This is a genomic window from Halomonas sp. LBP4, from assembly GCF_003202205.1.
Lineage (GTDB): Bacteria > Pseudomonadota > Gammaproteobacteria > Pseudomonadales > Halomonadaceae > Halomonas > Halomonas flagellata.
Genome location: NZ_PDOG01000002.1, coordinates 298395 through 321308 on the forward strand (window position 1 = coordinate 298395; position 22914 = coordinate 321308).

Annotated in this window: 22 protein-coding genes and 1 riboswitch; of the genes, 15 read left to right on the forward strand and 7 right to left on the reverse strand. The window is 66.7% G+C overall.

Annotation, left to right across the window (positions count from 1 at the left end):
• Positions 1 to 25 precede the first annotated feature (25 nt).
• The 9 genes from dbpA (at position 26) to CR157_RS08435 (ending at position 9515) form a co-directional block, all read left to right on the forward strand.
• Positions 26 to 1414, forward strand: coding sequence for an ATP-dependent RNA helicase DbpA (dbpA, locus tag CR157_RS08395; RefSeq protein WP_110283096.1), 1389 nt, complete (start codon positions 26 to 28; stop codon positions 1412 to 1414).
• A 15-nt stretch (positions 1415 to 1429) separates the two neighbouring features.
• Positions 1430 to 2290: a PA4780 family RIO1-like protein kinase gene (locus tag CR157_RS08400; RefSeq protein WP_110283097.1), complete on the forward strand. Its 861-nt coding sequence runs from the start codon at positions 1430 to 1432 to the stop codon at positions 2288 to 2290.
• A gap of 142 nt (positions 2291 to 2432) precedes the next feature.
• Positions 2433 to 3800 (forward strand): hypothetical protein, encoded by a 1368-nt coding sequence (locus tag CR157_RS08405; protein ID WP_110283098.1) that lies wholly within the window; start codon positions 2433 to 2435, stop codon positions 3798 to 3800.
• A gap of 237 nt (positions 3801 to 4037) precedes the next feature.
• Positions 4038 to 4406, forward strand: coding sequence for an SPW repeat protein (locus tag CR157_RS08410; RefSeq protein WP_110283099.1), 369 nt, complete (start codon positions 4038 to 4040; stop codon positions 4404 to 4406).
• Positions 4407 to 4683: 277 nt separating this feature from the next.
• Positions 4684 to 6666, forward strand: a complete 1983-nt coding sequence (locus tag CR157_RS08415) for a putative bifunctional diguanylate cyclase/phosphodiesterase (RefSeq protein ID WP_110283100.1) — start codon at positions 4684 to 4686, stop codon at positions 6664 to 6666.
• An 84-nt stretch (positions 6667 to 6750) separates the two neighbouring features.
• Positions 6751 to 7494 carry a creatininase family protein gene (locus CR157_RS08420; RefSeq protein ID WP_110283101.1) on the forward strand — a complete coding sequence of 248 codons (744 nt, stop codon included), beginning with the start codon at positions 6751 to 6753 and terminating at the stop codon, positions 7492 to 7494.
• A gap of 98 nt (positions 7495 to 7592) precedes the next feature.
• A complete protein-coding gene (locus CR157_RS08425; protein WP_110283102.1) occupies positions 7593 to 7790 on the forward strand; it encodes a tautomerase family protein in 198 nt (65 codons plus the stop codon).
• A 62-nt stretch (positions 7791 to 7852) separates the two neighbouring features.
• The gene (locus CR157_RS08430) at positions 7853 to 8683 is read left to right on the forward strand and encodes an alpha/beta hydrolase (RefSeq protein WP_110283103.1); all 831 of its coding nucleotides are present in this window, start codon (positions 7853 to 7855) and stop codon (positions 8681 to 8683) included.
• Between the two features lie 304 nt (positions 8684 to 8987).
• Entirely contained in the window at positions 8988 to 9515 is a 528-nt protein-coding gene (locus CR157_RS08435; RefSeq protein WP_219999908.1) for a hypothetical protein, read from the forward strand.
• A gap of 82 nt (positions 9516 to 9597) precedes the next feature.
• Here CR157_RS08435 and CR157_RS08440 read toward each other — a convergent pair whose 3' ends face one another.
• A complete protein-coding gene (locus CR157_RS08440; RefSeq protein ID WP_110283105.1) occupies positions 9598 to 10314 on the reverse strand; it encodes a YebC/PmpR family DNA-binding transcriptional regulator in 717 nt (238 codons plus the stop codon).
• A 158-nt stretch (positions 10315 to 10472) separates the two neighbouring features.
• Between CR157_RS08440 and CR157_RS08445 the strand changes: the two genes are divergently transcribed.
• Positions 10473 to 11672 carry a M24 family metallopeptidase gene (locus tag CR157_RS08445; RefSeq protein ID WP_110283106.1) on the forward strand — a complete coding sequence of 400 codons (1200 nt, stop codon included), beginning with the start codon at positions 10473 to 10475 and terminating at the stop codon, positions 11670 to 11672.
• A gap of 56 nt (positions 11673 to 11728) precedes the next feature.
• Positions 11729 to 12127, forward strand: coding sequence for a hypothetical protein (locus tag CR157_RS08450; protein WP_110283107.1), 399 nt, complete (start codon positions 11729 to 11731; stop codon positions 12125 to 12127).
• A gap of 73 nt (positions 12128 to 12200) precedes the next feature.
• On the opposite strand, the gene CR157_RS08455 is transcribed toward CR157_RS08450, so the two are convergent.
• The 5 genes from CR157_RS08455 to CR157_RS08475 form a co-directional block, all read right to left on the reverse strand.
• The gene (locus CR157_RS08455) at positions 12201 to 14642 is read right to left on the reverse strand and encodes a hypothetical protein (RefSeq protein WP_181422008.1); all 2442 of its coding nucleotides are present in this window, start codon (positions 14640 to 14642) and stop codon (positions 12201 to 12203) included.
• A gap of 244 nt (positions 14643 to 14886) precedes the next feature.
• On the reverse strand, positions 14887 to 15717 hold the full coding sequence (locus tag CR157_RS08460) for a fimbrial biogenesis chaperone (RefSeq protein WP_219999909.1): 831 nt from the start codon (positions 15715 to 15717) through the stop codon (positions 14887 to 14889).
• 122 nt (positions 15718 to 15839) lie between these two features.
• Positions 15840 to 16238, reverse strand: a complete 399-nt coding sequence (locus tag CR157_RS08465; RefSeq protein ID WP_181422009.1) for a DUF4402 domain-containing protein — start codon at positions 16236 to 16238, stop codon at positions 15840 to 15842.
• Between the two features lie 114 nt (positions 16239 to 16352).
• The gene (locus tag CR157_RS08470) at positions 16353 to 16805 is read right to left on the reverse strand and encodes a hypothetical protein (RefSeq protein ID WP_110283110.1); all 453 of its coding nucleotides are present in this window, start codon (positions 16803 to 16805) and stop codon (positions 16353 to 16355) included.
• A 55-nt stretch (positions 16806 to 16860) separates the two neighbouring features.
• Positions 16861 to 17412 carry a DUF4402 domain-containing protein gene (locus CR157_RS08475; RefSeq protein WP_110283111.1) on the reverse strand — a complete coding sequence of 184 codons (552 nt, stop codon included), beginning with the start codon at positions 17410 to 17412 and terminating at the stop codon, positions 16861 to 16863.
• Between the two features lie 134 nt (positions 17413 to 17546).
• A riboswitch (cyclic di-GMP riboswitch) is annotated at positions 17547 to 17635 on the reverse strand.
• A gap of 739 nt (positions 17636 to 18374) precedes the next feature.
• Here CR157_RS08475 and CR157_RS08480 point away from each other — a divergent pair.
• Positions 18375 to 19013 carry a DUF1326 domain-containing protein gene (locus tag CR157_RS08480; protein ID WP_110283112.1) on the forward strand — a complete coding sequence of 213 codons (639 nt, stop codon included), beginning with the start codon at positions 18375 to 18377 and terminating at the stop codon, positions 19011 to 19013.
• Between the two features lie 76 nt (positions 19014 to 19089).
• Complete coding sequence (locus tag CR157_RS08485) at positions 19090 to 19893, forward strand: DUF2182 domain-containing protein (protein WP_110283113.1); 804 nt, start codon at positions 19090 to 19092, stop codon at positions 19891 to 19893.
• 39 nt (positions 19894 to 19932) lie between these two features.
• On the opposite strand, the gene CR157_RS08490 is transcribed toward CR157_RS08485, so the two are convergent.
• Positions 19933 to 21372, reverse strand: a complete 1440-nt coding sequence (locus tag CR157_RS08490; RefSeq protein ID WP_110283114.1) for an FAD-binding oxidoreductase — start codon at positions 21370 to 21372, stop codon at positions 19933 to 19935.
• 203 nt (positions 21373 to 21575) lie between these two features.
• Here CR157_RS08490 and CR157_RS08495 point away from each other — a divergent pair, with 203 nt between their 5' ends.
• Together CR157_RS08495 and CR157_RS08500 are read left to right on the forward strand one after the other, a co-directional pair.
• On the forward strand, positions 21576 to 22604 hold the full coding sequence (locus CR157_RS08495; protein ID WP_110283115.1) for an AraC family transcriptional regulator: 1029 nt from the start codon (positions 21576 to 21578) through the stop codon (positions 22602 to 22604).
• An 89-nt stretch (positions 22605 to 22693) separates the two neighbouring features.
• Positions 22694 to 22912, forward strand: coding sequence for a hypothetical protein (locus tag CR157_RS08500; RefSeq protein WP_110283116.1), 219 nt, complete (start codon positions 22694 to 22696; stop codon positions 22910 to 22912).
• Positions 22913 to 22914 lie beyond the last annotated feature (2 nt).

A 22914-nucleotide genomic window follows, 5' to 3' on the forward strand; every position in this document is an offset into this window, starting at 1 on the left:
CGCCCTCTATCGCAGGTCTATTTCCGTGTCCGATTCCTCCTTTGATTCCCTGCCGCTAGCGCCGGAGCTGCTGGCCAACCTCGACTCGCTCGGCTACCACGCCATGACGCCGATCCAGGCCGAGAGCCTGCCGCTGATGCTGGCGGGGCGCGACGTGATCGCCCGGGCCAAGACCGGTTCGGGCAAGACCGCGGCCTTCGGCCTGGGGCTGCTCTCGCGGCTGTCGGTGACGACCTTCCGGGTGCAGGCGCTGGTGCTCTGCCCGACCCGCGAGCTGGCGGACCAGGTGGCCGGCGAGATCCGCCGGCTGGCGCGTACCCTGCCCAACGTCAAGGTGCTGGCCCTGTGCGGCGGGGCGCCCTTCGGCCCGCAGCTCGCCTCGCTGGCCCATGGGGCGCATGTGGTGGTCGGCACCCCGGGCCGGGTGGAGGAGCACCTGCGCAAGGGTTCGCTGACGCTGGCGGCGCTCGAGACCCTGGTGCTCGACGAGGCCGACCGCATGCTCGACATGGGGTTCCAGGCGTCGATGGAGGCGATCGTCGCCGAGACGCCGGCCAGCCGGCAGACCTGGCTGTTCAGCGCGACCTACACGGACGGCATCAAGCCGATCGCCGAGGGCCTGATGCGCGAGCCGGCCACGGTGGAGATCGCCGAGGTCCACGACGCGACCAGCATTCGCCAGCACGTCTACCGGGTGGCGGACGAGCCGGCGCGCTTCGAGGCCCTGTGCCGGCTGCTGCTGCACCATCGGCCCGAGTCCAGCGTGGTGTTCTGCAACACCCGGCGCGAGACCCGTGAGGTCGCCGAGGCCCTCGGCGAGGCGGGCTTCAGTGCCCTGGCACTGCATGGCGACCTCGAGCAGCGCGACCGCGACCGCATCCTGGTACTGTTCGCCAACCGCAGCGCGTCGATCCTGGTGGCCACCGACGTGGCCGCGCGCGGGCTGGACATCGAGGCCCTGGACGCGGTGTTCAACTACCAGATCGCCCGCGACCTCGAGGTACACGTGCACCGCGTCGGGCGCACCGGCCGGGCCGGCGGCTCGGGGGTGGCCTGTACCCTGGTCACCGAGCAGGAGGGGTACCGGCTGGTGCGGCTCGGCGAGTTCCTGGGCGAGGCCCTCGAGGAGGGGCCACTGCCGGGTCGCGCCGTGCTCGAGCGGGACCCGCTCACCCCGCCCATGGCCACGCTGCAGCTCGACGGCGGCAAGAAGCAGAAGGTACGCCCCGGCGACATCCTCGGCGCCCTGACCGGCGAGGCGGGGCTGCGTGGCGACCAGGTGGGCAGGATCAAGGTGCTCGAGCGCAGCGCCTACGTGGCCGTGCAGCGCGGGGTCGCCAAGGCGGCCCTCGCCCAGCTGAGCACGGGCAAACTCAAGGGGCGCTCGTTTCGCGCCCGGCGCGTCAGCCGCTGACGGGAAAGGGGGAGCATGAAGATACCCAAGAGATTGCAGCCGCTGGTCGATGACGGCCTGATCGACGAGGTCGTGGCCCAGTTGATGAGCGGCAAGGAAGCGCAGGTCTATGTGGTGCGCTCGGGCGGCGAGCTGCGCTGTGCCAAGGTCTTCAAGGAGGCCAAGCAGCGCAGTTTCAAGCAGGCGGTGCAGTACCAGGAAGGCCGCAAGGTGCGCAACAGCCGCCAGGGCCGGGCGATGGCCAAGAAGTCCCGCTATGGCCAGAAGGAGCAGGAGCAGGCCTGGCTGAATGCCGAGGTGGACGCCCTCTACCGGCTGGCAGGCGCCGGGGTGCGGGTGCCCCGGCCCCATGGCTTCGTCGACGGCGTGCTGCTGATGGAGATGATCCATGATGCGGAGGGCTATGCGGCACCGCGGCTGGATGACGTCACCCTCGGTGCCGAAGAGGCCCGCGAACACCACACCCGGGTGATCGGCGAGGTGGTGCGCATGCTGTGCGCCGGCCTGGTGCACGGCGACCTGTCCGAGTTCAATGTGCTGCTCGATGCCCGGGGCCCGGTGATCATCGACCTGCCCCAGGCGGTGGACGCCGCGGGCAACAACAGCGCGGCGATGATGCTCGAGCGCGACGTCGACAACATGCGCGCCTACTTCGGCCGCTTCGCGCCGGAGCTGCTCGAGACCGACTACGCCAAGGAGATCTGGGCGCTGTACGAGTCGGGCGAGCTGCACCCGGAGAGCCGGCTGACCGGCTGCTTCGCCCATGACACCCGCCTGGTGGATGTCGATGACCTGCTGGCGGTGATCGAGGATGCCCGGGAAGAGCAGGCCGAGCGGCTGGCGGCGCTGGCGCGCAGCGAGGAGGATGAAGGGTAGGGCCGGTGCGCAAGGACCGTGGGAGGATTCTCGTCACACCGGTACAAAAGCCTATTATAATATTGAGGTTGTATGATCCTTACGCCCGAGACCGGGCACTTCGTCAACCTCACGATGCTTGCCATCGAACAAGGATGATTCCATGGCCACTCCCGTCTCTCCCCTGATTCTGACCGCCCTGGGCGGTGTCGCCATCGGCGCGCTCGCCGGCTGGCAACTGAACTCCCCGTCACCGAGCGATGACACGACCTCCGCCGCCGTCGAGGCGCCGCTGCAACTGGGGGAACGCCAGCGCGGCGAGATCACCTCGCGCAGTGAGCTCAACGGCAAGGATGGCAGTCGCTTCGCGCGCTACGTGCTGCCGCTCGAGGAAGACACCCTGGTCGAGATCGCGCTGGGCGGGGCCCTGCAGGGCGTGCTGGCGCTCTACGACGACCAGGAGCAACTGCTCAAGGCGGCCCCCACGCTGCGCCACCGCATCGACGAAAGCGGCGACTACACCCTGGTGGTCAGCGGCAACGACGCCCATAGCTATGGCCCCTTCGAGGTCACCAGTCGGCGCCTCGAGCTCGACGACATCAGCACCCTGGCGGCGCCGTCGCGCCACGACGGCTGGCTGCAGGACGCGCCCGACACCTACACCCTGACCATCGAGGAGACCGGCCTCTACCAGATCGAGATGCGCTCCACTGACCTGGATGCCTACCTGGAGCTGGAGGGGCCGAACGGCTACCGGCGCGAGGACGACGACGGCGCCGACGACCTGGACGCACGCCTCGCCGACTTCCTCGAGCCCGGGGAGTACCGGCTGACGGCGCGCGCCGCCTATGGCGAGGGCAGCGGTCTGTACACCCTCGCGGTGGAACCCCGGGAGCTGCCCGATGCCGGTGCCCTGCGCAATGGCGGCGAACTGAGTCACGATGAACCGCTGCATGGCTGGTTCAGTGGCCAGGGGCTGGAGTACGAATTGATCCTGGAGAGCGCCGCCACCGTCACCCTCGACATGCGATCGTCGGATTTCGATGCCTTCCTGGAACTGCACGGCGATGGCGTATCGGTCAGCGATGATGATGGTGGTGGTGGTACCGACGCCCGCCTCTACCAGCACCTGGCCCCGGGCCGCTATACCGTCACCGCCCGCGGCTACAGCCAGGACGGCAGCGGCCTGTTCGAGCTCGAGGCGAGCCTGGGTGACGCCGGCGAGCCGGCCAGCGAGGGGCAGCTGGAGATCGGCGAGCCGGTCAGCGCCTGGTTGGCGCCCGGTGTCCGGGATGCCTATGCCTTCCGTGTGGAGCAGGCGGGACGCTACCGCCTCGACATGATGTCCGGCGAGCTGGATGCCTACCTCGAACTGGAGGGGAATGGCACCGTCCTCAGCGACGACGATGGTGGCGATGGCTTCGATGCGCGCATCCAGGCGCACCTCGAGGCCGGTGACTACCGGGCAGTTGCCCGCACCTACGGCAACAGCGAGAGTGGCAACTACCGGTTGAGCGTCATCGCCGAGTGAGCCTTGCCACACCGGTCGGGCAGCGGCCGGTGTGTCGCCTTCGGCTCGTGAGTCTCCTTTGGCTTGTCCTTCCGGCTGCCGGGCTCGACGTCGTCATGGGCCAAACGGGCAGGTGGTAGGGGGCGGCATCTGCCCCGGGGGATTGAAAATCGTGCGGTCGTCCCCATGACAATTGCGTAGTCCCCCGGACTGCCCCGTGATGATGTCAACCGCGTGATCGGTTGGGAGGTAGGCGAGATGAGACCCTTGCAGATCAAGGAGCATTGGCGTGATTGGCTGATGTTGTTGTTCGGTGCCTGGTTGGTGGCGTCTCCCTTCGCCTTCGGGCATGCCATGACCGACGCCGGGATGGTGATGTGGGTTCCGGTGCTGATCGGCGTCGCGGTGATCGTGTTTGCCGTCGCCGTGCTCAGGAAGACCCAGGTGTGGGAAGAGTGGATCCTGCTTGCCCTGGGGGCTGCGCTGATCGTCGCACCCTTCCTGCTCGGGTATGCCGGCGTCACGCTGGCGATGTGGAACAGCGTCATCATGGGTCTGCTGGTGGGTGGCGATGCCGCCTGGTCGCTGTTCGTGCTGACCCACCAGGAGGGCAAGAAGACCGCCTGAGTCCGTCACGCCCATGATGTCATGACAAAACCGGGGAAGGGGGGCAAGTGCCCCCCTTCTCTTCGTCGTGCGTTCCCCGCCGATCGAGGGCAACGCCTCATCCCGCCGATCCTGATGTAAATTGCATTCTCGATTCAGCTTTTGACGCCGGCGAGGGGGCGTGCTATTGACGAGAGTCGCAATGATTCCGCGTCAGCATCGGTCAAGGTCGCATGGTCAGCACTAATAAAGGGCGGCTGGATTGATCGCGCGGGATTCGCCACCGTGAGAGTACCCCATGCAAGTCGCGACCCAGTGCCAGCCTCATGATCATGTCGTCCAGTTCTACGCGGACGAGACCTTCCTTGCCGATGTCGTGGCCGACTACCTCCGGGCCGGTGCCGACGCCGGCGAACGCCTGCTGGTGCTGTTGACGCCACCCCATCTGGCGGCCGTGCTGCAACGGCTGGAAGCCGCGGGCCTGGACACCGGCGCCGCCATGTCGAGCGGGCAACTCGAGGCATATGATGCCGACCTCATCCTCGAGACCATCATGCGCGACGGCATGCCGGTCGAGGCGCTGTTCGAGCGGCACCTGCTTGCCGGCATCGAGGCCGCCAGCCCCGTGCCCACCCGCGCCTTCGGCGAATTGGTCAACCTGCTGTGTGCCCGGGGCAACGCCGAGGCGGCGGTGCGGCTGGAGGCGCTCTGGCACGCGGCCTGCCATCGCCTGCCGATGACCTTGCTGTGCGGCTATGCCATGCAGCATTTCGATCGGCCCGAGGATCAGGCGGCCTTCGACGCCATCTGCGATCATCACTCCCATGTCTTGCCGGCCGAGCACTACAGCCGGCTGGAGTCGCGGCAGCAGCTGCGCGAGGTCTCCCGCCTGCAGCAGCAGGTCCAGGCGCTCCACCACGAACGCGCCTCCCGCCGGCAGGCCGAGCAGAACCTGGCCGCGGTGCAGGAGTTGTGCGGCGAGATGCTGATGGAGCTGGCCGACCACGCCCTTCACGATGGGGTGACCGGCCTGACGAACCGCCGCCATGCCCAGCAGCGGTTGGCGGAGCTCATCGCCGATCTTCCCGGCCAGCGGGGCAGGGTGGCCGTGTTGCATGTCGACATCGACCAGCTCCAGGCCATCAACGAGTCGTTGGGCCTGGAGATGGGCGACTACTACCTGCACGAGACCGCCCAGCGCATCAAGCGCTGTCTGGGCGGCAGCGGGATCGTCAGTCGCCTCGGCAGCGATGAGATGATGGCGGTGCTGCCGGGCATCGAGCCGCTGGACGAGGTGCTCAAGGTCGTCGAGCGCCTGCTCGACTGGACCAGCAAGCCCGTCGAACTGGGTGGCCACAAGGTGGTCGCGAGCTGCTGTATCGGCATCAGCCTGTTTCCCGAGCATGGGCGTACGGTCGACGAACTGATGCGTCATGCCAATCGCGCCCGGCGCCATGCCCAGCGTCTCGGTCGTCGCCGCTACCATGTCTTCACCCCCGAGTTGCGCGACGACGACTTCGATCGCCTCGCCCTGCGTAGCGAACTCCGCGAGGCCCTGCCGCTCGGTGAGCTGGAGCTCTACTACCTGCCCACGCTGAGTGCACGCAGTGGCCAGGTCGTGGCCATCTCGGCACAGCCGCGCTGGCAGTCGAGCCAGTTCGGCACGATGGAATCCGCGCGCTGGATGTCGGTTGCCGAGGAGGCGGGGCAGGCGGCCATCATCGGCCAGTGGGTGCTGGCGAGGGCGTGTCGCCATGCCAAGGCCTGGATCGAGGCGGGCATCGACCTGCGGGTGGCGGTGCAGGTCTCGACCGCCGAGCTGCTGGATGGCGAGATCGTCGACCGGGTCGGCGAGGTCCTGGACCATAGCGGCTTGCCGGGCGAGATGCTCGAGCTCGAGCTGAGCGAGAGCGGCCTGATGCGTGCTCCCCAACGGGCCGCGGCCATGCTCGAGCGGCTCAAGGCGCTCGGCGTGCGGCTGACCGTCGACGAGTTCGGCAGCGGACACTCGATCCTCGGGCACCTCAACCGCTTCCCGATCGATACCATCAAGATCCACAAGCCGTTCATCGCCGGCTGCCTCGACACCCCCCACCACCAGGCGATCATCGGGTCGATGATCGGCATGGCCCACCAGCTGGGGCAGCAGGTCATCGCCGGCGGCGTGGCGACCCGGGGGCAGGCCGATTACCTGCGCCAGCAGGGGTGTGATCTCCTGCGGGGGCCCCTCTGGTCGCGCATGGAGTACCGCGACGCCCCCGACGAGGAGGCTCCGGAGTAGCGCCATCGTGCCGGCACCCGGCACGGCGTCCATCTATCTGGCATCATCGGTGGATCGCTTGACGGACAATCGAGGAGCCGCCCCATGAGACTGCAACACGCCACCTGGCCGGAGGTGGAGGCCTATCTCCAACGCGCGAAGGGCATCATCGTGCCCATCGGCTCCACCGAGCAGCACGGACCGAACGGCCTGGTGGGCACCGATGCGATCTGCCCCGAGGCGATCGCCTGGTCGCTGGGCGAGCGGCACGACGTGCTGGTGGGGCCGACCCAGGCCATCGGCATGGCGCAGCATCACCTGGCCTTCCCGGGGAGCCTCACCCTGCGGCCGAGCACCCTGATCGCGGTGCTGCGCGACACCATCGTCTCGCTGGCGCGCCACGGCTTCACCCATGTGTTCTTCCTCAACGGCCATGGCGGCAACATCGCCACCGTGAACGCGGCCTTCGCCGAGGTCCAGGCGGAGCGCAGCCTGCAGGGCCAGAGTGGCGAGCTCGAGCTGGCCCTGTTCAACTGGTTCGCCGGGCGGCGGGGACGCGAGCTGGCCGAGTCGCTGTACGGCGACGCCGAGGGCAGCCACGCCACCGCCTCGGAGGTGTCGCTCTCCTGGTTCGCCAGGCCGGAAGCGGTGAAGCAGGTGCCGATGTCGCCGCAGGTCGCCCCGACGGGCAGCGCCCAGTGCGATGCCGACGAGTTCCGCCGCCGCTTCCCAGACGGCCGAATGGGCTCGGACCCGTCGCTGGCCAGCATCGAGCACGGCGCCCGCTTCCTGGAGGCGGGGGTGGAGGACGCCTGGGAGGCCTACCGGGCCTTTATCGGCCAGCCCTGAGCGTTGCCGCACCCCGGCGCCTCGGAGATCCGCCCCCTCGGCGGGTTTCCTGCTATCGTGGCGGATTCCAGACATACCGTTCACGAGAGGAGCCGAGCGTGCCCATCGTCACCATCCAGCAGTTTCCCCGCAGCGTCGAGAAGAAGCGCGAGCTCGCACGGCGTATCACCGAGGCCTTCGCCGAGGTCTATGGTGCCAGTGAGGAGTCGGTGCAGGTGTTCTTCAGCGAGGTCGACGGCGAGAACTGGGCCAAGGGCGGGGTGATGGGCTGCGACCGGGACGCCGGGCCGCGCTGACCGTGGCGCCTGTCGGCCCCCTCCGGCTCCTAGCTTGAGGGCATGCCCCCAGTGGAGGTCCCATGCTGCTGCGTTTTCTTGTCGGGCTGGTGCTGGTCTATGCCCTGGTGGTGTCGCTGGCCTGGGGCTTCCAGAGCCGGTTGCTCTACCTGCCGCACATGGGGCGCGAGCATGTCGGCACCCCGGCGGACCTGGGGCTGGCCTGGGAGCCGGTGACGCTGTCGACCGAGGATGGCGTGGGCCTGGACGCCTGGTGGATACCGGCGGACGAGCCCCGCGGCGGCCTGCTGTTCTTCCACGGCAATGCCGGCAATATTTCCCACCGGCTGGCGTCGATCCGGCAGTTCCACCGGCTGGGCCTCTCGGTGCTGATCCTCGACTACCGCGGCTACGGGCGCAGCGAGGGCCGCCCCTCCGAGGCGGGCACGGCGCTGGATGCCCGCGCCGGCTGGCGCTGGCTGATGGAGGCCGGCCATGACCCCGGCGAGATCGTGCTGTTCGGCCGTTCACTGGGGGCGGCGGTGGCGGCGGAACTGGCCAGCACCCTGGCCGGCGAGACATCGCCGGCCGCGGTGATCCTCGAATCGCCGTTTCGCTCGGTGCCCAAGCTTGCCCAGCGGCTCTACCCCTTCCTCCCGGCGCGCTGGCTGGTGCGCTTCTACTACGACACCGAAGCCTACGTCACACGCATCGCGGCGCCGCTGCTGGTGATCCATAGCCGCGAGGACGAGATCATTCCCTTCGGCGAGGGCCTGGCGGTGTTCTCGGCGGCCGGCGAGCCCAAGCGGCTGCTGGAGATCCGCGGCGGCCACAACACAGGTTCCCTCGACAGCGAACCGGACTACTCGGCGGGGATCGATGCCTTCCTGCGCGAGGAGGCGGGGCTGCGGTGAACCGGATGTGCAGACGCGGGACCTGGTATTGCCCGAGCTCCGGTGCATCGAGCGCCTCATGCTCGTGCCTGATTTTTCCCATGAACCCGGCGCGTTTCGTCGCTTTTCCTGGAGGCGCCGGCGGGATGGGGCTGTACTATGTTGCCTGCCCGGCGGGTTGGTCAGGCGGGCATCCGGAGGGTCGAGGAGGGCTTGTCGGGAACCGGGGCGGTGATGCCGCTTAGGTCGGAAGGGACTCGTGGACAGGCACTCCACCAACGAGAAGGGGAAGGCGGTGAAAACTTACACGGGTATGAAAGGACGGGTGGGCACGGGCACAGGCACCCTGGCTATCCTGCTGATGAGCTTGGCCGGTTCCGGTACTGTGCTGGCCGAGACGGACCTGAAGGCAGATGCCCTGAGTGCCGCCTGGCCGGGCATGCAGGAAGGGGCAAGGGTGGTCGACTGGGAGGGCAATGTCCTGCAGGAGGGCTCCAACGGTTTTACCTGCATGCCGACACCGCCGGTGCTTTCGGGCACCGCGCCGATGTGTCTCGACGAGCTATGGATGGAGTGGGCGCAGGCTTGGCAGAACGAGGAACCGTTCACCGCCGAGTCGATCGGCGTGGCGTACATGCTGTCGGGTGATGAGGGCGCCAGCAATGTCGATCCCTATGCCGAGGGGCCCACCGATGACAACGAGTGGATCGAGGAGGGACCGCACCTGATGCTGATTGCCCCGGCGGAACTGCTGGAGAATTTCCCCACCGATCCGCACAGCGGCGGCCCCTATGTGATGTGGAAGGGGACGGACTATCAGCACCTGATGATTCCCGTGGCCGCCCGGGAGTAGACCTCGGCCGGCGCATCCGCGGCCTCGAAGACCCTTCCCGGCGCCCGATGGCGGGCCGCCGGGAAGGCGAGCGGTTGTCGCCTTAGCACTCGGCGTTGTGGAAGACGTTCTGCACGTCGTCGAGGTCGTTGAGGCTGTCGAGCAGCTTCTCGAACATGGCCACGTCGTCGCCCTCGACCGGGGTCATGGTCTGGGGCACGAACTGGATCTCGTCGATTTCGAAGTCGAGCTCGCCGAAGGCGTCGAGCAGCGCCTGCTTGGCCTTGGCGTACTCGGTGTGGGGGGCGAAGACGGTGATGAGGCCGTCCTCGTTCTCGATGTCGGTCACGTCGACATCGGCCTCCATCAGCGCCTCGAGGGTGGCTTCCTCGTCGTTGCCGGCGAAGGCGAGGATGGCGCAGTGGTCGAACATGTGGCTGACGCTGCCCGGCGTGCCGAGCTTGCTCTTGGCCTTGTTGAAGCAGGCGCGCACGTCGCCGAAGGTGCGGTTGGGGTTGTCGGTCAGGCAGTCGACGATGACCATGCAGTTGCCGGGACCGAAGCCCTCGTAGCGGGCCGGGGAGAAGTCCTCGCCGCCGACGCCGCTGGCCTTGTCCAGCGCCTTGTCGATCACGTGGCTGGGCACCTGGTCCTTCTTGGCGCGCTCGATCAGGCCGCGCAGGCTCAGGTTGCCGGCGGGATCGGTGCCGCCCTGCTTGGCGACCACATAGATCTCGCGGCCGTACTTGCTGTACACCTTGGTCTTGGCGGCGGCCGTCTTGGCCATGGATTCCTTGCGGTTCTGGAAGGCCCTACCCATATCGTTGTCCTGTTGCGTCTAACACGAGGCTGGATTCTACGAAACCGCACCGGACGCGAACAGGGATATTTTGCTCCCTGTCCGGGCGGCATGGGGCGAGTCATGGCTACACTGGCGAGAGTCTTCCCGAGATGGCTTCCCCCTTGCCGGAGCGCGTCATGGATCATCATGCCTATCGCCACGCCCTCGCCGAGCAGCTCGCCGAAAGCGAGCTGCCCTTTTCCCCCGCCGAGTTCGAGGCTCGCCGCCGGCGCGTGCGCCAGGCCATGCGGGCGGCGGGGCTCGAGGCACTGCTGCTCACCGATCCCGCCGACATCTTCTACCTGACCGGCTACCACACCTTCGAGGTCTCGGTGCACACCTGCCTGGTGGTCTCCTCCGATCGCCTGGTGCTGCAGGTGCCCTCCATCGAGACCGGTCCGGCGGTGGTCACCGCCTCGGTGGACGAGATCCTCGGCTACCGCTGGGAGGGCATCGAGGAGGTGATCGAGCCGCTGACCGAGACGCTGGCGCCGTTTCATGCCATCGGCCTGGATGCCTTCGGTACCGGCTTGCGCCATGGGCTGATCCGCGAGCTGCAGGCGCGCCTCGGCGCCGGGCGCTTCCGCGATGACGGCGGCGAACTGCTCGACCGCATCCGTATCGTCAAGTCGCCGGCGGAGCTCGACTGCCTGCGCGAGAGCGCGCGGCTCACTTCCGAAGGGCTGCGGGCGGCGATCGCGATCATCGAACCCGGCATCACCGACGACGCCGTGGCGGCGGAAGGCAGCCGGGCGCTGCTGGCCGCGGGCAGCGAGTTCATGAGCCTGCAGCCCATCGTCACCGCCGGCCGCCGCATCAGCGTCATCCACGTCAACCACAAGCGCAACGTGATCGCCGAGAACGAGCCGGTGTTCCTGGAGTTCGGCGCCGCCTTCCAGCGCTACACCGCGCCGATGATGCGTACCGCCGTGGCCGGCCGGGCGAGCCCGGAGATGCAGGCGCTGCGCGATGTCTGCCGCGCCATCTACGAGGCCCTGTGCGCCGAGATGCGCCCGGGCCATAGCTTCGACGCCGCCGCCCGGGCCGCCGAGGCGGTGCTGGCGCCCCACGCCGACCGGGTGTTCCACTCCGGGGTATTCGGCTACGCGGTGGGGGCCCAGTTCCCGCCCAGCTGGGTCGAGGGCACCGGCTATATCGCCCGGGGCCAGCACCGCGAGTTCGCGGCCGACATGGTCTTCCACCTGCCGCTCTGCCTGCGCCTGCCGGGCGAGTGGGGCATCGGCCTGAGCGACACCGTGCGGGTCACGCCGAACGGCGGGGAGGCGATCACCGACAACGACTGGCAGCTGCACGAGTGGGCAGGGGGCGGAGCCTGACGCGCGCGACGACCGCTGAGCAGGGTAGACGAACCACACCATCAGGAGGTGACACCATGCGAGCCGCGAAGGTGATGCTGGCCGGCCTGGCGCTCTCGGTGGCGGGCCTTGCCCCGGCCGACGAGGCCCAGCGTTTTCCCGACGTGGTCGGGGTCGAGGTGACCGAGGCCGGCGAGAACAGCTTCGACTTCGACGTGACCCTCTCGTCGCCCTACGACTCGCCGTCGCGCTACGCGGATGCCTTCCGCGTGCTGGGGCCCGGCGACGAGGAGCTCGGCGTGCGCGAGCTGCTGCACCACCATGCCGGCGAGCAGCCCTTCACCCGGCGGCTCGCCGGCGTGGAGATTCCCGCCGAGATTGACAGCGTGACCGTCCAGGGGCGCGACCAGGAACACGGCTACGGTGGCGAGGCGCAGACGGTGACGCTTCCCGGACGACAAGGAGGCGATGAATGAAAGTCGTGACACTGAAGGTCCCCGGCGGGCTCGACGAGATCGCCGATGCCTTTCGCCACCAGGAGTCCGGCCGTCACTTCGGCAAGACCTGCCTCGAGTACTGAGTCGACGCCGTTGGCGATGATGGCAATACCCTCAGATCGACACCGCTGATGAAGGAGCCATCGCCTGACACGGTCAGCTCCCTTGTGCCAGTATCCGTCAGGCCCAGGCGTTGCAGTTGCTGCGGTGAGAGCCTCAACCGGTAATCGCCGGCGATTACCCCTGGCACAATATAGAAACCGTCCCAGCTGCTTGTTGTCCGGGCCACTACCTCTTGCTGGTCGTTCAGCAGTTCCAGCTTCAGATCACCGATACCGCGCTCGACACCATCCTCCAGCAGATAGACCGTGCCATCGATTTCTGTGGTCATGCGCACCGGGAACTCCAGGCTGGCCACGCTGCCCGGGCGCGGCACCAGCCTCAATCCTTCGATCGCTGGCGCCCATTGCGGGTCTATCAGCGTCGAGGTGTCTATCCCGATGTCGACATGCTGTTTCACCGGCAAGTGGTCGATATGGGCAATGCCCGCCGCATCCGTGCGGGCCTGGTGCCTGCCGCCGTTGACCATGAATCCAGCACCCTGCAGCGGCTCCTCATCGGCGTCCATTACGCCATTGTGATCGTCGTCCATGAACACGCGCACGGAAGCGGCGCCGCTGTTCGCCATGGGCCGGGCATCGAATCGCCAGTCGGAGCGCCGGTGATCCCGGCCCATGGCAATAAACAATTGCGCACCTAGAGCGATCTCTCCCGTGTCGACGTAGCTGGCATTAACGCCCAGCCCGAAGCGGCCCAGGCTTTTGGTAAAGCCGGCGGTATAACGGGTTTCGGGGGACGCGAAGGTGTGGGCGATGCCCAGGGTCCCGCGATAGCCGTCTGCCAGATACTTATCGGCGGAGAGCGCCAACGAGGAGATGTCACGCTCAGAGCCCAGCAGGTAATCGATCTGACTGCGCAAACTCATATCGCGAACACGGCGGCTGACCTGCAGGCTGCCGGTGGCGTGCTCGATGTCACCGGAGGCGCGCCAGCGAAGGGTGTTGGTGAGGGCCGTGCGATGCACATAAGCGGAAACACGGGCGCTGACCTCGGTATTGGCCCTGCCGGACTCCCGCTCGTCCCGCGTGGCCGCGAGGGTTACGGGCATGCGCGAGCGAGACGTCAGCGGAAGGGAGCCGCTGAGTCGAAGCTCATCATGGCTGCGAATGGGATCGCTGTCGGCGGGAAACACCTCGCTGGTGAAATCGGTCAGGTGGATGCGACTCGCGTCCACGGCCACGCCGCCGATACGGGTCTGGACACCGAGCTCGGCCAGTGAACCACCGTCCTTCGCCTGGACAACGCCCCCGCCGAGACTCAGCGACTGCCAGAAGGTCCGTACCCCCAGGGTGGTATAGAGTTCCTCGTCCCCGCCCGCCGGTGCCCGGATCAGCCCGGCCGAGGCGGTCAGCGAGCGCGCGAGACCCAGGTCGAACTGGGCGATGGTTCGGGATTGCCCGTCGTCGTCCCGGTGCTCGGTCACGCTGTACTGGAAGTCTCCGGGGCGAACCATGGATTGATCCAGAGGGAAACTGTACTGCTCTACCCGTGTCTGGCCCAGGGGGCCGTTGAAGATCAGCCGGAAGTCATTGCGGCCATAGCTCAGGGGCTGGTCGTCGAAACGATAGCGGCCCTCGGCATCGGGCCGCGCAAAGCCCACCAGGGCATCATTGTAATAGAGTTCCACGTCCCACCCCGGCGGCAAGTCGCCCTCGAACGCCTGGCGGTCGAAGCTGGTGGGCCGTGTCAGGGGGCGATTGCTCAACGTCACCCCCTCGCCCCTGATACCGCGGGTGATATTTTCTACGCTGGAGGTCGAGTGACTACCGAATCGGAAAGATCGGGCATGCAGCGGGCCCAGCAGGTTTCCGTCGGGGTCGTGGCGCCCGAGCGTGGCCCGCACTTCCGGCGAAGGGTCCTGTTGGCGGCTGGAAAAGTAGAGCGAGGACTCCATGCCCAGCAGATCCCCCGTGAGGTAAGCGGTATAGGCCGCGTCGCTCTGGGGGCTGCCATTGGTGCGCCGCAGTTCGGTGGTCAACGTCTGATCGACGAACGGCATGCTCAGCAGCCGGTACGGCTGCTCGTGGCGGGGATAGCCGGGATCCTCATAGCCGCCACGCGTTCCGGCACGATCCCCGAGGCGTTCCCGAGCGAGGCGGGCCTGCAGGGGCAATGCCTCGAGGGCATGAACGCGCAGGGAGAGGCTGGCACGGTCGATCTCGAGTGCCAGCGGTAGCCAGTGTTCGAGCAGGGACACCGCAACGTAGATATCGTCCGGTTCCGCCAGCACCAGCGCCGGATCGAAGGTCTCGGTATTCCCGGCCCGGGTAACGCTGGCGTTGTCCAGGTTCAGGCTGAACCCGCGATCCTCGCTGAGGATAAAGCCGCTGGCGGAGCCTTCCCGGGGCTGGGTCTGGATGGCGATGGTCAGCAATCTTGCCAGCTCGCCCAGTGGCAGCAGGGTATGCTCACCGGCCTCATAGGCAGGGATGGCGCCGGACAGTACGGACTGGTCCAGGCGCACTTCCAGCAGCAGGAACTCCGGCTCCCTGGCCGGCTCCTGGGCCGGCAGGACTGAGGCGTAGGCCAGCAGCACGAGCCATAACGCCAGCACGGCCAACTGACTGGCCCGGTGGGCGGTAGCGGATCTCATATCCGTGCGGCATAGCGCCAGGAAACTATAGCGATAGCACCGCCTCGGCCAGCAGCCTGCCGCCGTCCTCCGCCTGTTCCCGGTAGGTGACGCGCAGGGTGCCATTGCTGAGGGGTAGGCCACTCGGCGGTTGCAGGGCAATGCGCGCTCGGCGCAGGGGGTTGGGGGTATAGACCGCCACCCCATTGGCGCGGCCGATGACCTGTTCGGCACCATTTCTCGAGGTGAAGCTGACGGTCAGATCGCCGTAGACAGACTGCGTACCGCTACGCTCCATCTGCAGCGCAAGCAGCGGCGCCCCGTTCGATGATCGCTGAAGCTCGAGCTGGGTCAGCGAGACGCTAACGTCTGTGCCGCCATGACGCACGATCACCGGGATGGAGGCGCCGATCAGCGCCGTCAGCTGGATGCCTATCTCATCATCGGCGGCAGAGCCACGGGTCTCGATGCTACGACGGCCCCGGGTCTCGGGCTGTTGTGCGAACAGCAGGTGCGAGCGATACTCGCCGGCCGCCAGATCGGCAGGCTTGCGCACCATGATGCGGACCGTCTGCCCGGCGCCGGGCTCGAGGGTCACCTGGCGCGGCGAGTAACGCAGCAGAGTATCGGCAAACTGTTCACCCGGCAAAGGCTCGTCAACTTCGGAGAAACCGCCGGTGGCACTCATGCGTCGGTTGACCAGGGAAATGCGATAGGTGGCACTCTCGTTGCCATTGTTGATCAGTTCCAGCTGGGCCGAACGCTGGTTGCCCTCGAAGACGATTCGGGTCGGATAAAGCATCAACTGGGCCAGCGCTTGGCTCGCCGGCAACACGAGCAGCAGGGCGCACAGGGTGAAGCGGCACAGGAATGTCATGGCTGGGGCTTTCTGGGGCAAGGTCTCGGGGATCATTGCGGAATCCATTTATCGCTTTTTTCGGGAGCACCGGACGGCACAAGGCATGATGGGCGCCATCCAGAGGTGTTGCTCGCGATGCATCAGTTGTAGTTCACGGTCACGCTGAAGGTACCGGCGTAATCGCCCGGTGCCTGGGCGCTGCCGACGTTGAGTGTTCCCCCGACCGTCAGGGCCTGGGACCCGCCCGCACTCAGCTGGCCGCCGGCCCCGGAAGGGGCACTGGTAAAGTCGTTGATGACCATGTCGCTGCCCGGGCCCGTCAGTTTCACGAAATCGTTGCCGGGCAACTGGATCGTATAGGTCGCCTCGGCATCGCCCGACACCGTAAACTCGGCGGCAAGGCCCTCGCTCGAGGGGATCAGCCATACATCGCCGCCCGCGCTGCGCACGCCGCTGGGGCTGACCGCGACCGAACCGCCACTGCCGGCCACGAAGCTGCCGAACGACAATCCCCGGGTATTCTGGATCTCGATATCCACCGCCCAGCTTTTGCCAGCCAAAAGAAGAATTGCCAGGACAACACCAGCCGTGATCCTTGGACAACCATGTCTCATCGCAATGCCCCCGGTTTCTGGTGATGTTGGCCTAGTTGTCTAGTTGTAGAGCACAGTGACGCTGACATCGGTCATTCCGGATTGGTCACTCTCGACAGCCTCGACGCCAAGACCGCTGACCGGGTCTCCCTCGAGCATCCCATCATCGGCCCTGGCCATGAGGCAGTCGGCCAGGCTTCCGATGGCTTTAGTGCAGCCCTCAGGCACGACGGCCACGGAGACGGATGTTTCAGAGGGACGAGGACCACCATCCTCCCCATCCACCCCGGATGGGCCTGCTCCCGGAAGGCGTATGATCAGATCCCCCGTCGTGCCGCTGACGAAGGCGCTAGTGGAGACGACCTGGAGGGTACCGCCGATGGTGACGGGAGCCGTGACGGAAGCACTGACACGACCGGTCGCGCTGCGTGCGTCGACGTTGGCGGAAATGACGCAGGCGCTAACCAATGTCAGTGCCAAACCAGCGGTCGAGCCTCTGAAAGCGCTTTGCATGGCTCCACCCTGGTCTTCGCCGGTCTGGCACCCGGCTCGACATGCCAGTGAACGGTTAGTTGTACTCTACCGTTGCCGTCACACTGCCGGTATAGGTCCCGGCAGCCTGAAGTGCAGCCACTGTCAGCGTGCCACCCAAATAGATGGACTGGGTGCCCCCGGTGCCGAGGACACCCACCGCCACTTCACCCGTGGTGGCACCGCCAGCGGTAAGATCACTGATTTTTTCCAGCGCCATGGTTTCAGTACTCACCGAGTCGGTCAGCAATGTATCACCTGACCAGGCAATGCTGTAGGTGGCATCAGCAGCACCCGTCACATCGAACTGGGCGGCGGCGGGGGTATCACCTGTGGTGGATAGAATCGGTCCCGTAGTGCTTCGAGTTCCATCGGTGGCCACGGTCACGCTACCGCCGTCGCCGCGGGCGAATTGGCCAAAGTTGAGATTGCCAGCATTGGTGATGGCGATGGGCTCGATGACGGTGCCCGTCGCCGTGGCTGTAGCGTCCGCGGCGAAGCTGTTGGATGCCCCGAAAGCCCCAAGCGCAACGACGGAAGCCAGCGCGGTACGGCGAAAATTCTTGCGAATGAAAGCAGATGAGCTCATTGATCAATTCCCTGTAAGCCATTGCCACGGCTGTTTACCGTCGACGATGGCTTGAGTTAACACCAGGCAGGGGACCCGTTAACACTGCGATGGGGGCGGGCATGGAAAACAGCATGCTCGGAGCCAAAGGAGATGTCGGCGGTCCCGCTGTCGTGGGGCTGTTACGCCCGGTAGACCGGTGACTTTGCGTCCCCGCCTTTCGACGGGTTTGCCTTTTTCATTTTCCGACAAATCGGTGCAGGCACCGGGCTGTCGGGAGCCATATCACCCTTGGGTGGGTTGGCTTAAGCGAAGTGTGACTGAAGGGTAACCTTTCCACAAGCGGATTCTTTGCAAGATATCCAATTCATGACTTACGGCAATTGCCTCAACTGGTATCTGATTGTTTATGTGAGAGAAAATTCTGTCGTGAGCCGTATCGCCCTTGGGGGGGTGGCTTAGGCGAAGTGTAACTTAATGGTAACCTTTCCACGGGCGGATTCTCTGCAAGGTAGCCATTTCATGACTTACATCAATTGCTTCAACTAGTATCTGATTGTTTTTGTGGGAGAAAGATTCTTGGCCAGCTGTTTTACAGCAGCAAGGTCAGTGGTCATGCTATTCCTGTAAGGCATACCCTACCCGTGGGTTCATCCCTTCCTGATTTCCGTATCAGATGCATACGACTGAAAAGAAGGTCTCCGGACAACGACAATAGGCCGATCACTGTCGGACCCCGGATGATGTCTATTGCCTCAGCCCATGATGTTGCTGTGGGGCTGTACTTATTCACTTGCATTCAGGGTTTATGCCGTGCCGGGGACAGCACCGCTCCGGGCTCGCTTCGCGGTGACTCGCGACACCGAACGGGACGCTATACTGGAAGCCCGGGCAGCGCTGTGCCCGTTCCATACCGGGTCACTTTCGACATCGGCACGGGCGCGCCCCATGCCCCCAGGGTCCAGAGTCGGGAGGTCAACGCCATGATCGACTGGAGCATCGAATCCGTCACGTTCGGCAACTGCAACTGCGACTACAACTGCCCCTGCCAGTTCGAGTTGCGCCCTACCCATGGCCACTGCCGAGGCTTCGAAGTGGGGCAGATCGAGCAGGGCCATTTCGGCGACACCAGCCTCGACGGCCTGCGCTGGGCCCTGCTCTATGCATGGCCGGGGGCGATCTTCGAGGGCAACGGCACCATGCAGGCGATCATCGACGAGCGCGCCGACGAGCGTCAGCGCCAGGCGCTGATCGCGGTGCTTCACGGCGAGGAAACCGAGGAGGCCAAGACCCACTGGTGGGTATTCCATGCCATGTCGAGCAGCATCCACGAGCCGCTCTTCAAGCCGATCGACCTCGAGATCGACATCGAGCGGCGGACCGCGAGGGTCGCGATCCCCGGCGTGCTGGAATCGACCGGGCGGCCCATCATCAGCCCGGCGACCGGTGAGGAGCATCGCGTCCGCATCGACATCCCGGCCGGGATCGAGTTCGAGATCGCCGAGATCGGCAGTGCCTCGACCCGGGCGACCGGGGCCGTCGAGCTGGAACTGGATGACAGCTACGGACAGTTCAACGTGATCCGCCACTCGGGGACGGGGGTGATCCACGCCCGGGGGTGAACCACCGCTGGGTGACGTCGCCAACGATCAGTCGGGCTTGGCGCCGCGGCCGTCAAGCCCGCGGGCGGGTAGCGATATGCGCCAACGCAACGAATCCGGGAGGAGCGATACGGCGCTCGAGGCCGTGCTCCACCGCGAGTGTGCCATCGTCGTCTCGGGCCTCGTCGGGATGGTCGTGCTCGCCTGGGCCTATCTGCTGGTGGGGGCGGGCCTCGAGATGCAGGCGATGGGCGACATGGCGAAGCCGATGCCATCCTGGTCAGCGGGCTATTTCGGGCTCGTCCTGCTCATGTGGGCGGTGATGATGCTCGCCATGATGTTGCCGAGCGCCGCGCCGATGATCCTGCTCTATGCGGCCATCGCCCGACGTCGCCAGGCGAGAGGCGGCGCCCTCGGCGCCACCGGCCTGTTCGTGCTCGGCTATGTGGTCATCTGGACGGTCTTCAGTCTCGGCGCCACGACCCTGCAATGGGCCCTCGACAGGACGGCCTTGCTGTCACCGATGATGCAGACGACGAGCGCCACGGTCGCCGGCCTGGTCCTGATCGCCGCCGGTGTCTATCAGTGGACCCTGCTCAAGCAGGCCTGCCTGCGCTGGTGTCGGTCGCCACTCGGCTTCGTGATGCGACATTGGCGCGATGGGGTGAGGGGGGCTTTCCGCATGGGGCTCCGGCACGGCCTGTATTGCCTGGGGTGCTGCTGGATGCTCATGCTGCTGCTGTTCGTCGCCGGGGTGATGAACGTGCTGTGGATCGCCGGGCTCACCCTGCTGGTGCTGGTGGAGAAGGTCGTGGCGCACGGCCACTGGCTCGGCCGCGCCCTGGGTGTCGTACTGATCGCCTGGGGAGGGGCGACACTGGCCCTGCTGCCGGCCGGCTAAGGGGCCCGCCCGCGACGGGGGCGGGCCCCGGGCCCTGGGTCATGCCGTCCTGGCCAGCGCTGCGGGGGTGATGTTGGGGTTCATGCGGAACAGGTTGTCGGGATCGAACTGCTGCTTGAGCTGCTGGAGCCTGGTGTAGTTCTGGGCATAGGCGCTGTCGACGCGGCCCTCCTCGTCCTCGGTCAGGAAGTTGACGTAGCCGCCGCCGGTGGCGAACGGCGCGGTGTCGCGGAATACCCGGCGCGCCCAGTCGCGCACCTTGTCATCCTCGGCGGCATCCTGCCACCGGCCGTGCACGTTCATCACGAAGTTGGCGTCGCGTCCGGCGTAGGCGGTGTCCGTCTCCGCGACCTCGCCCATTGCACCGCCGAGCTGGGCGATGAAGGCCTCGCACTCGGGGCCGGGCAGGGTCGAGGCGCCGTGGATCACCGCGTCGATCAGCTCATCGCCGATCTCGGCGAAGTTATGGGACTTCCAGTAGTTGCGTGCGCCGGGGGCCAGCAGGGGATCGAAGGCGGTCTGGAAGCCGGCATAGGGCTGCGTGCCGAGCATGCTGCCGACCGGTTCGCCGAATTCGAGCACCCTGGCGGCCAGGCGCTCGCCCTCCGCGGGGTCGCCGTTGTGGACCAGGGCGAAGACCACGACCTCCTTGCCATGGATCGATTCGGGCAGGAAGGGCAGGGGCGGTGCCTGGCGCAGTACCGCCCAGACGCTGAGCTCCCGTGGCGTGCCGGCGGTGAAGTCGCGCCAGGCCCGCAAGACCCGTTGCGCCTGGGCAAAGGGGTAGACGACCAGGCCGGCGTACACCTGGGGGCCGACGGGGTGGAGCCGGAACTCGAAGGAGGTCACCACGCCGAAGTTGCCGCCGCCGCCGCGAATGGCCCAGAACAGCTCGGGCTCCTGGGTGGCCGAGACGACTCGCAGTTGGCCATCGGCGGTCACCACATCGGCGGAGAGCAGGTTGTCGATGGTCATGCCGTACTTGCGGGTCAGCCAACCGAAGCCACCGCCCAGGCACAGACCGGCCACTCCCGTGGTGGAATTGATGCCGAGCGGCGTCGCCAGTCCGAAGGCCTGGGCCTCGTGGTCGAAGTCGCCGAGCAGCGCGCCGGCGCCGACCCGCGCCGTGCGACTCTCCGGATCGACGCGCACGGTACGCATCGGCGACAGGTCGATCATCAGGGCGCCGTCGGCGACGGCGTTGCCGGCGATGTGGTGGCCGCCACTGCGCACGCTCAGCAGCATGCGGTGGGTGCGGGCGAAGTCGACCGCATTACGCACGTCCTGGGCTCCGAGGCAGCGGGCGATGAGCGCCGGGTGGCGGTCGACCATGCCGTTCCAGACGCGACGTGCCGGCTCGTAGTCCGCATCGGCGGCGGTTAGTACCCCGCCACGAATGCCCTGGGTCAGGGCGTCGAGCTCATCGGGCGATAGCGAGGCACGGCTGCCGTCGAGGGTCTGGTAGGTCAGGTGTTGCATGGTTGTTCTCCTGGTTGATCACGCTCGCAACGGGCAGAGGAGCGATGTTGCGAAGTAAAGTATGAAGAGCCGCGCGTCAGCCTGACTGACCGGAACTCCTCGGCACTTGACCGGGAGTCCGGTTTGTCATGGCGGCACGGTGGATCGTCCGCAATACTGGTTCAGGTAGTCGTTATCCCTTTCCCACCACCCGCGAGGCGGCCATGAGCCAGGACACCTTGTCTCAGGTGCTGCGCAGCGTCCGCTTGCGAGGGGCGGTGTTCTATCACGTCGAGGGCAGTGCCCGCTGGGTGAGCGAGTCGCCCCCGGCGGCCGAGGTCGCCACGCTGATCATGCCGGGGGTCGAGCACGTGATGGCCTTCCATGTCCTCACCCACGGGGAGTGCTGGGCCTCGGTGATCGGCGCGTCGCCGGTGGCCCTGCGCGAGGGTGACGTAGTGATCTTTCCGCGGGGCGACCCACACGTCATGTCGAGCGAACCGGGCATGCGCGGCACGGTGGACCTGACGCCTTACGGGTTGCCGCGACCGGAGCAGTTGCCGTTCTTCGCCAGCCGGCAGGGCGATTCCCTGTCGATGTCGCGCCTGGATCGCGGGAGCGAGCGGCACGGTGCGACCCTGGTGTGCGGCTTCTTCGGCTGCGATGCGAATCCCTTCAACCCGCTGCTCGCCAGCCTGCCGCGCCTGCTCCATGTGCGCGCCGGGGCCGGCGCCGATGACGACTGGATCGCTCACTTCATCCGCTTTGCCCTGTCGGAGTCGACCCACAAGCGGCCCGGCGGCGAAGCGCTGCTCGAGCGGCTCAGCGAGGCGATGTTCGTCGAGATGATGCGTCGCTATCTCGAGGAGATGACGGAGGAACAGTCGAACTGGTTCGCCGGGCTGCGGGATCGCCACGTGGGCCGCGCCCTGGCGCTGCTGCATCAACGGCCGGGCGATGCCTGGACGATCGACAAGCTCACCGACGACATCGGCCTGTCGCGCTCGGCCCTGCACGAGCGCTTCGCGCGCTTTACCGGCCATGCGCCGATGCACTACCTGGCCAAGTGGCGCATGCAGGTGGCCGCCGGGCTGCTGCGCCAATCGAGCGCCTCGGTGGCCGCGATCGCCCTGGAGGTCGGCTACGAGTCGGAGGCCGCGTTCAGCCGCGCCTTCCGGCGGGAAACCGGCCTGCCCCCGGCCACCTGGCGGCGCGAGCAGACCCGGCTGGTAGAGCGGGAGTCACTATACTGAGGGTTCGAAGCGGGGGGCCGGCCCTCCCGCCTCTTGCCGCGGCGCCGGTTGGCGCCTGCGACGCCTCAGCCCGTCTGTTGGAGGACGTCATGACTCAGACCGTCACGGCTGCCTATGGCAGCTCCATGAAGGCCACCAATGCGTACGATGAACTGGTGTCCGAGGGCTTTCCACGCGAGAAGCTGTTTCTCGACAAGGAGACCAACCAGGTGAAGGTGATCATTCCGGACGCCTCGAAGCCCGAAGCGGAGGAGATTCTCCGGCGCCATGAGCCGAGCGAGGTCTGGGCGCGACCGTTCGAGGGCTGAGG

Excerpts from the sequence above, each read along its gene's own strand:
- CR157_RS08400 (WP_110283097.1), top strand. The coding sequence starts at position 1,430 with ATGAAGATACCCAAGAGATTGCAGCCGCTGGTCGATGACGGCCTGATC.
- CR157_RS08405 (WP_110283098.1), top strand. The coding sequence starts at position 2,433 with ATGGCCACTCCCGTCTCTCCCCTGATTCTGACCGCCCTGGGCGGTGTC.
- CR157_RS08410 (WP_110283099.1), top strand. The coding sequence starts at position 4,038 with ATGAGACCCTTGCAGATCAAGGAGCATTGGCGTGATTGGCTGATGTTG.
- CR157_RS08415 (WP_110283100.1), top strand. The coding sequence starts at position 4,684 with ATGCAAGTCGCGACCCAGTGCCAGCCTCATGATCATGTCGTCCAGTTC.
- CR157_RS08420 (WP_110283101.1), top strand. The coding sequence starts at position 6,751 with ATGAGACTGCAACACGCCACCTGGCCGGAGGTGGAGGCCTATCTCCAA.
- CR157_RS08430 (WP_110283103.1), top strand. The coding sequence starts at position 7,853 with ATGCTGCTGCGTTTTCTTGTCGGGCTGGTGCTGGTCTATGCCCTGGTG.
- CR157_RS08440 (WP_110283105.1), bottom strand. The coding sequence starts at position 10,314 with ATGGGTAGGGCCTTCCAGAACCGCAAGGAATCCATGGCCAAGACGGCC.
- CR157_RS08445 (WP_110283106.1), top strand. The coding sequence starts at position 10,473 with ATGGATCATCATGCCTATCGCCACGCCCTCGCCGAGCAGCTCGCCGAA.
- CR157_RS08450 (WP_110283107.1), top strand. The coding sequence starts at position 11,729 with ATGCGAGCCGCGAAGGTGATGCTGGCCGGCCTGGCGCTCTCGGTGGCG.
- CR157_RS08460 (WP_219999909.1), bottom strand. The coding sequence starts at position 15,717 with ATGACATTCCTGTGCCGCTTCACCCTGTGCGCCCTGCTGCTCGTGTTG.
- CR157_RS08470 (WP_110283110.1), bottom strand. The coding sequence starts at position 16,805 with ATGCAAAGCGCTTTCAGAGGCTCGACCGCTGGTTTGGCACTGACATTG.
- CR157_RS08475 (WP_110283111.1), bottom strand. The coding sequence starts at position 17,412 with ATGAGCTCATCTGCTTTCATTCGCAAGAATTTTCGCCGTACCGCGCTG.
- CR157_RS08480 (WP_110283112.1), top strand. The coding sequence starts at position 18,375 with ATGATCGACTGGAGCATCGAATCCGTCACGTTCGGCAACTGCAACTGC.
- CR157_RS08485 (WP_110283113.1), top strand. The coding sequence starts at position 19,090 with ATGCGCCAACGCAACGAATCCGGGAGGAGCGATACGGCGCTCGAGGCC.
- CR157_RS08490 (WP_110283114.1), bottom strand. The coding sequence starts at position 21,372 with ATGCAACACCTGACCTACCAGACCCTCGACGGCAGCCGTGCCTCGCTA.
- CR157_RS08495 (WP_110283115.1), top strand. The coding sequence starts at position 21,576 with ATGAGCCAGGACACCTTGTCTCAGGTGCTGCGCAGCGTCCGCTTGCGA.
- CR157_RS08500 (WP_110283116.1), top strand. The coding sequence starts at position 22,694 with ATGACTCAGACCGTCACGGCTGCCTATGGCAGCTCCATGAAGGCCACC.